This is a genomic window from Azospirillum agricola (assembly GCF_017876095.1).
GTDB lineage: Bacteria > Pseudomonadota > Alphaproteobacteria > Azospirillales > Azospirillaceae > Azospirillum > Azospirillum agricola.
Genome location: NZ_JAGINM010000004.1, coordinates 422,582 through 430,074, shown reverse-complemented (window position 1 = coordinate 430,074; position 7,493 = coordinate 422,582). Strand labels below are relative to the sequence as shown.

The 7,493-nt window shown below is 70.1% G+C and carries 5 protein-coding genes; 1 reads left to right on the top strand and 4 read right to left on the bottom strand.

Features of this window, described 5'->3' with window-relative positions; translation table 11 throughout:
• Positions 1 to 308, top strand: a 308-nt coding sequence (locus J2847_RS08415; RefSeq protein WP_209778547.1) for a hypothetical protein, incomplete at its 5' end; no start/stop codon positions are given.
• A gap of 282 nt (positions 309 to 590) precedes the next feature.
• On the opposite strand, the gene gyrB is transcribed toward J2847_RS08415, so the two are convergent.
• From gyrB to J2847_RS08395, 4 genes are all read right to left on the bottom strand, one after another.
• Positions 591 to 3,077, bottom strand: coding sequence for a DNA topoisomerase (ATP-hydrolyzing) subunit B (gene gyrB / locus J2847_RS08410; RefSeq protein ID WP_209778545.1), 2,487 nt, complete (start codon positions 3,075 to 3,077; stop codon positions 591 to 593).
• Between the two features lie 100 nt (positions 3,078 to 3,177).
• The gene (recF, locus tag J2847_RS08405) at positions 3,178 to 4,356 is read right to left on the bottom strand and encodes a DNA replication/repair protein RecF (RefSeq protein ID WP_209778544.1); all 1,179 of its coding nucleotides are present in this window, start codon (positions 4,354 to 4,356) and stop codon (positions 3,178 to 3,180) included.
• Between the two features lie 73 nt (positions 4,357 to 4,429).
• Positions 4,430 to 5,563: a DNA polymerase III subunit beta gene (gene dnaN, locus J2847_RS08400; RefSeq protein WP_085555432.1), complete on the bottom strand. Its 1,134-nt coding sequence runs from the start codon at positions 5,561 to 5,563 to the stop codon at positions 4,430 to 4,432.
• 203 nt (positions 5,564 to 5,766) lie between these two features.
• Positions 5,767 to 7,464, bottom strand: a complete 1,698-nt coding sequence (locus J2847_RS08395) for a hypothetical protein (RefSeq protein ID WP_233474358.1) — start codon at positions 7,462 to 7,464, stop codon at positions 5,767 to 5,769.
• Between the last annotated feature and the right edge of the window lie 29 nt (positions 7,465 to 7,493).

The following is a 7,493-nucleotide window of genomic DNA, read 5'->3' as shown; positions in this document are numbered from 1 at the left end:
GAAGCCTCATCAGCCATCACGTTTCCACCCAAAGCCGCCTGAACAATGGCCACCTCAGCATCGCACGATTTTCCACCATCTTGACGGACGCTATCGCCCCGTGTCCTTCGCATCCTTCCGAAGGTTCCGTGAAGGAGAAGTGCGAAGATGATGGGACGCGGATGCGCTCGAAGCAACGAGCGAATATTCTCAGGATCGCTTCCGCGCGCACCTATCCTTTGCCGGTCTGTCTTTCGGACACCGGGGTTTCGGGGGTCTATCTTCGCGAATACGGGAAAGGAAAGGTGCGATTACACTGTCAACATTGAGGGACGCCCGGCGCTCTGGGGCGGTGGCGAGCGGTGCCAAGGACAGTTTGAGAGACGCGGTCCGTGGGTATGGGCGGGGTGCGTTTCGCCGACCGGGTTACCTCGCATTCCCCACCCGGTCAGCGGGGAGGGGGCAATGTTGACAAGAGGCGCGCCGAGGCTCTCAAAGAGAGGCTGGGAATATTTCCCGCAACCGCGAAAAGAAAAGCGAGGCGGGGTGTTCCACCCGCCTCGCTTAATGTGGCGAAACCTCGGTTTATCAGACAACCGACACTTGCGCTGTCAGGCGTCGAGGTTGGAGACCTTCAGCGCGTTGTCCTGGATGAACTCGCGGCGCGGTTCCACGATGTCGCCCATCAGGGTGGAGAAGACCTCCTCCGCCTGGTCGGCGTGGTTGACGCGCACCTGGAGCAACGAGCGCTTGGCCGGGTCCAGCGTGGTCTCCCAGAGCTGGTCCGGATTCATCTCGCCCAGCCCCTTGTAGCGCTGGATGGTCACGCCACGGCGTCCCAGCTCCATCACCACGTCGAACAGCGCCACCGGGCCGGTCAGGGCACGGGTTTCCTTCTGCTTCTCGAAGGCGCGGCCGACCGTGCCGAAGACCCGCTTCAGGTCGGGCGCCAGCGCGTCCAGCCGGCGCGCCTCGACGCTCTTCAGCAGGTCGGCGTCGAACAGATGCCGGTGGGTCACGCCCCGGCGCGAGCGAACCACCGCGTAGCCGCCCTGCGGCAGCGTCTCGCCGCGCCAGCCGCCCTCCGGATCGAGCCCGTTCAGGCGTTCCGCCACCGTCTGGGCGGCGGCGAGCGCCGCGGCGGCGTCGTTGACCAGGGCGAGCGACAACGCGCCGGCGACCGCCGCCTGCTCCACCACCGTCAGGGTGCCGGCCTTGCGGGCCAGCGCGTCGAGCGCCGGGCGGGCGGTGCGCGCCTGCTCGACCAGACCGCTCAGCTGCTCGCCGATCAGCAGGCTGCCGTCGGAGAGCTGCACCGACAGGTCGCCGAGCGCCGCCTCGACCAGATACTCCTCCAGCGCCCGGTCGTCCTTCAGGTACCGTTCCTTGGCGTTGCCGCGCTTGATCCGGTAGAGCGGGGGCTGGGCGATGTAGAGATAGCCGCGGTCGATCAGCTCCGGCATCTGCCGGAAGAAGAAGGTCAGCAGCAGGGTGCGGATGTGGCTGCCGTCCACGTCCGCGTCGGTCATGATGATGATCTTGTGGTAGCGCGTCTTGTCGGCGTTGAACTCGTCGCGGCCGATGCCGGTGCCGAGCGCCGCGATCAGCGTGCCGATCTCCGCCGAGGACAGCATCTTGTCGAAGCGCGCCCGCTCGACGTTCAGGATCTTGCCGCGCAGCGGCAGGATGGCCTGGAACTGGCGCGAGCGCCCCTGCTTGGCCGAGCCGCCCGCCGAGTCGCCCTCGACGATGAACAGCTCGGAGCCGGCCGGGTCGCGCTCCTGGCAGTCCGCCAGCTTGCCGGGCAGCGAGGCCATGTCCAAGGCACCCTTGCGCCGCGTCAGCTCGCGCGCCTTGCGGGCGGCCTCGCGGGCGGCGGCGGCCTCGACCACCTTCATGACGACGCGCTTGGCGTCGGCCGGGTGTTCCTCGAAATACTGGGCCAGCGCCTCGCCGACGATGGTCTCGACCACCGGGCGGACTTCGGACGAGACGAGCTTGTCCTTGGTCTGGCTGGAGAATTTCGGATCGGGCACCTTCACCGACAGCACGCAGGTCAGGCCTTCACGGGCGTCGTCGCCCGACAGGTTGACCTTCTCCTTCTTCGCGATGCCGGATTCGTTGGCGTAGCTGTTGATCGCCCGCGTCAGCGCCGCGCGGAAGCCGGCGAGGTGGGTGCCGCCGTCCTTCTGCGGGATGTTGTTGGTGAAGCAGAGCGTCGTCTCGTGGTAGCTGTCGTTCCACTGCAACGCGCATTCCACCGTCACCACGCCGCCATGCTCGGTCGGGCGCTCGGCCTTCAGGGTGATCGCCGGCTTGTGCAGCGCCACCTTGGAGCGGTCGAGGTAGGTGACGAAGGCCTCCAGCCCGCCCTCGTAATGCAGATCCTGGACCTTCGGCTCGACCCCGCGCGCGTCGGTCAGCACCAGCCGGACGCCGGAGTTGAGGAAGGCCAGCTCGCGCAGCCGGTGCTCCAGCGTCGCGTAGTCGAACTCGGTGTTGGTGAAGGTTTCCTTCGACGGCAGGAAGGTGACCTCGGTGCCGCTCAGCACGGTCTTGCCGTCGGCGCGTCCGGGCTCCAGCGCCGGGGCCGGGCCGACGTCGGCCAGCGGCGCCTCGGACTCGCCGTGGCGGAAGCGCATGGTGTGGGTGCGGCCGCCGCGCCAGATGCGCAGGTCCAGCGTCTCCGACAGGGCGTTGACCACCGAGACGCCGACGCCGTGCAGGCCGCCCGACACCTTGTAGCTGTTCTGGTTGAACTTGCCGCCGGCGTGGAGCTGGGTCATCACGACCTCGGCGGCCGAGATGCCCTCCTCCGGGTGGAGGTCGGTCGGGATGCCACGGCCGTTGTCGCGGACCGTCACCGATCCGTCGGCGTTCAACTGCACCTCGACCTTGTCGCAATAGCCGGCCAGGGCCTCGTCGATGGCGTTGTCCACCACCTCGTACACCATGTGGTGCAGACCCGACCCGTCGTCGGTGTCGCCGATGTACATGCCCGGACGTTTGCGCACGGCGTCGAGCCCGCGCAGAACGGTGATCGACTCGGCCCCATAGTCCTGCTGCGGGAGGTCGTTCTTCAATGCTTCCTGTGCCATGCGCCAACTATAACAGATCGGGTTGAGAAAACGGCGTTTTCGCATGCGCACGCCTGCTTTTTTTCCGGCCTTCCACGGCCCGGCCGGATCATCGGAAGGGCTATCCGGGGCGGATGCGGGCGTCCTCGACGTGGAACCGCCCGGCCTCGTCCGCCAGGGGGGCGAAGACCGCCTCGTCGGTGCCGGTCATCCAGGCCTGGGCGCCGAGCGCCAGGATCTCGCCGAACAGCGCCTCGCGCCGGTCGGGGTCGAGATGGGCGGCCACCTCGTCGAGAAGCAGGATGGGCGCCGCGCCGCGCTCCGCCGCCAGCAGGCGGGCGTTGGCCAGCACGATGGCGATCAGCAGCGCCTTCTGCTCGCCGGTCGAGCAGAGCGCGGCCGGCATGTCCTTCGGCGCGTGGCGGACCGACAGGTCGCTCTTGTGCGGGCCGGTCGCCGCCCCGCCCCCGCCGCTGTCGCCGCCGCCGTCGTGGCGCCGGCTGTCGCGCAGCGACTGGCGCAGCCGGTCCTCGGCGGCCAGCGCCGGCCCCTCGTCCAGCCAGTCCTCCACCGCCCCCGTCACCGCGAGGTCGGCGCCGGGAAACGGGCCGACCGAACGGGCGCAGGCGGCGCGCAGCCGCTGCACCACCTCGCGCCGGGCGGCGGCGACGGCGACGCCGGTGGTCGCCATCTGGTCCTCCAGCGCGCCGAGCCAGCCCTCGTCGAAGCGGCCATCCCGCAGCAGGCGGGCGCGCTCGCGCAGCGCGTGCTCGTAGCGCGACAGCCGGCCGGCATGGGCGGGATCGAAGCCGAAGACCAGCCGGTCGAGGAAACGGCGCCGTCCGCTCGATCCCTCCAGGAACAGGCGGTCCATCTGCGGGGTCAGCCAGACGACGGCGACATGCTCGGCCAGCGCGGTCTGGCCCTTGGCGGCGTGGCCGTCGATGCGGACGAGGCGGCGGTCGCGGTCGGTCGGCTTGCGGGAGCCTTGCGGTTCGCGGGCCGGCTCGCGGCCGGTGCCGATCTCCACCGGGCCGGCCGGGCCGTCGAGCGTCGCCGCCACCGCCCAGCCGGCGCCGGGAGGCGACCCGATCCGCTCGATCTCGGCCAGACGCGCGCCGCGCAGGCCACGGCCGGGGGCGAGGAAGCTGACCGCCTCCAGCAGGTTGGTCTTGCCGGCGCCGTTGGGGCCGATCAGCGCCACCGGCCGGCGGTCGGGCTCCAGCCGCGCGGAGTCGTAGCCGCGGAAGCGCGTCAGCGTCAGGCGGCGGACCGCCAGCGCCGGCGGTTCCGCGCTCATCGGGGAAAAGCCTGTGGATGCTGTGGACAAGGACACGGTTCCGCTCGGCGGAGGACCCGTCCCCCGCACCCCATCACACGCGCATCGGCATCAGGACGTAGAGGGCCGTCGAATCGGCCACGTCGCGGATGATCGTCGGCGAGGCGGCGTCGGCCAGCGTGAAGCGGGCGCCCTCGCCCTCGATCTGCTGCGTGATGTCGAGCAGGTAGCGCGAGTTGAAGCCGATTTCCAGGGGGCCTTCCTGGTAATTGACCTCCAGCTCCTCGGTGGCGCTGCCGGCTTCCGGGCTGGTCGCCGACAGGGTCAGGGCGCCGCGCGCCAGCGCCAGCTTCACCGCCCGGCTCTTCTCGGTCGAGATGGTGGCGACGCGGTCGACGGCGGCGGCGAACAGCTTGGCGTCGACCTCCATCACCTTGTCGTTGCCGACCGGGATGACCCGCTCGTAGTCGGGGAAGGTGCCGTCGATCAGCTTGGAGGTGACGGTGACGGAATCGAAGCCGAAGCGGATCTTGTTGTCGGACAGCGACAGCTCGATGCGGTCGGCCGCCTCGTCGATCAGCTTGCGGATCTCGTTGACCGTCTTGCGCGGCACGATGACGCCGGGGATGCCCTCGGCGCCCTCGGGCAGCGGCATCTCGACCCGCGCCAGACGGTGGCCGTCGGTGGCGACCGCGCGCAGCACCGGCAGCTCGGCGCCGCCGCCGGTCTTGGAGCGGGTGGCGTGCAGGTAGATGCCGTTCAGGTAATAGCGCGTCTCCTCGGTGGAGATCGCGAAGCGGGTGCGGTCGACCAGCGCGCGCAGGTCGGCGGCGGGAACCGCGAAATTGTGCTTCAGCTCGCCGCCGGAGAGCTGCGGGAAATCCTCCACCGGCAGGCAGGACAGCTTGAACTGCGAGCGGCCGGCGCGCAGCGTCAGGATGTTGCCGTCGCCGCCGACGTCCAGCTCGACCTGGCTGCCGTCGGGCAGCTTGCGGACGATGTCGTAGAGGGTGTGGGCCGGGGCCGTGGTGCCGCCGGCGCGGCCGACCGTGGCCGGCACCGTCTCGACGATCTCCAGATCCATGTCGGTGGCGGCCAGCGACAGCTCGCCGTCGCTCGCGCGCAGCAGGACGTTGGAGAGGATGGGAATGGTGTTCCGCCGCTCGACCACACTCTGCACGTGACCCAGGGACCGAAGAAGGGCGGCGCGTTCGATGGTGATGTTCATGCTGTCGTCGTCTCGGCGGCGGGTGTATCGGTGGGCGCTCGGGCGGACTTCCGGAGGCGGAATCCGGGACAACCGCCCAGAGCGGGCGCGCATCATACCATAATGGCGGTTGCGTCGAACCAAATTCGTGCGATCAGGGCCTTATGGCGGATCATACGACCGTTCGGCGCGGGCTATCCCGGCGTCTGCGCGATTGCCGACGATCACCGCCCGCGCATCTCGTGCAGCCGCAGGATCTCCACGAGGTCGGCGCTCTGCCAGTGGCGGGAGCGGGTCAGTTCCGAGCGGACCGCCGCGACGAAGGCGTCGATCACCGCCCATTCGTCCTCCGCGATCGCCTCGACCTGATCGAGATAGGCGTAGACGACGCGGTGCAGGCCCTGGCTGACCGGGCTGATCCAGGAATCGACGCCCTCGCCCAGCGCCGCCATCAGGCGGCGGATGCGCAGCATGTGGGCCATCCGGTGGGCCGGCCTCTCGTCGCCCTCGGCCTTCATCGCCTGGACGAAGGCGACGCGCCCGGTCTCCACCGCGTAGAGGCGCAGCGACTTCAGCTCGGGGTTGGCGTAGCCGGCGTTGCCGAGGCAGCGCCCCCAGCGCCACACCAGTTCCAGCAGCCAGACGATGTCCTGCTGGTCGGGCACCGGGGCGATGCGGGCGCTCATCGCCGCCTGCATGCGCGAGGCCAGCGCCGGCATGACGGTTCCGGTCAGCGCCCGGCTGACCTCGGCGAGCTGCCCGCGGATCGCCGGGCCGGTCGAGCGGCTGGCCAGGAAGCCGGTCCCCGACAGCGCGGTCAGCGCGCGGTCGAAGCGCTCCACCGCGCCCGACAGCAGCTCGCGGGTGGCGGTGTTGACCGACAGCACGCCGCCGTCCTGGATGTCGACGTCGCCGAACATGCCGTCCACCACCTCGCGGATGGTGGTGCCGGCGGCGTGGAAATGGGCGAGCAGGGCGCGCAGCAGCGGGTGCGACTCGCGCACCGCCGGGCCGGCGTGCTCGCGCACATGGCGCAGGAACACGTCGTAGCGGCGCTTGACGTTCAGCCCGTAGAGCGGGGCGAACCACGCCAGCACCTGGCTCTGGTCGCGGAAGGGCACGCCGAGGTCGCGCACCCGCCGCACGAAGCCGACCATCAGGGCCGACTGGCACTCGACCTCGGCGGATCGGGAGTCGCTGCCCGCCTGCATCTCCTCGATGTCGCGGCGCATCCGCTCGGTCAGCGGCACCAGCACGGCGTTGTGCTCCAGCAGGGCGCGGACGAAGCCCAGCAGGTCGCTGTCGATCGGCGCCTTGCGGCCGAGATACTGGGTGCGCAGGCGGGCGTCGTGCAGCGCCTCGTCGTTGGCCGTCGCCAGGAAGCGGTCGGTCAGCTTGCGGTCGGCGGCCATGCGGATCAGGAAGTCCAGCGCCTCCCGGCGCATCTCCTCGCGCAGGCCCATCGCCTGCGGGCTGACCAGCACGGCGTCGAGCATCGCCTCGCGCGCCATGTCGTCGAGCCGGCTCTGCACCTCGGCGGCCAGCGCGGGGAAGGCGTGCTGCGTCAGGGCGCTCCAGATGCCGCCCATGTCGACGCGCTGGATCAGGGCCGGCACCGCCTCGGGCGCGCGGTAGAGGATCTGGTCGTCGACCAGGAAGGGCTCGAACAGGCCGGTGAACAGGCGGCGCGCCTTCATCGGGCGCAGGCGGTTGAAATGATCGACCAGGGCGTCGCGCAGGTGCCGGGCGCGCTGGCCGTTGGGCGCGGCCGACTCCTCCACCGCGTCCAGCACCGAACGGATGGCGTGCATCGGGATGCGCGAGACGACCTCGTTCATCTGGCGGCGGAAGATTTCGGTGTCCGGGGTCTCCGCGGACACACCGCCGGTCTTGGCCATCACGCCGGGCAACGTGCCGTTCATGCCCACACTCCCGCAGGATTCCCGTCAGC

Excerpts from the sequence above, each read along its gene's own strand:
- gyrB (WP_209778545.1), bottom strand. The coding sequence starts at position 3,077 with ATGGCACAGGAAGCATTGAAGAACGACCTCCCGCAGCAGGACTATGGG.
- recF (WP_209778544.1), bottom strand. The coding sequence starts at position 4,356 with ATGAGCGCGGAACCGCCGGCGCTGGCGGTCCGCCGCCTGACGCTGACG.
- dnaN (WP_085555432.1), bottom strand. The coding sequence starts at position 5,563 with ATGAACATCACCATCGAACGCGCCGCCCTTCTTCGGTCCCTGGGTCAC.
- J2847_RS08395 (WP_233474358.1), bottom strand. The coding sequence starts at position 7,464 with ATGAACGGCACGTTGCCCGGCGTGATGGCCAAGACCGGCGGTGTGTCC.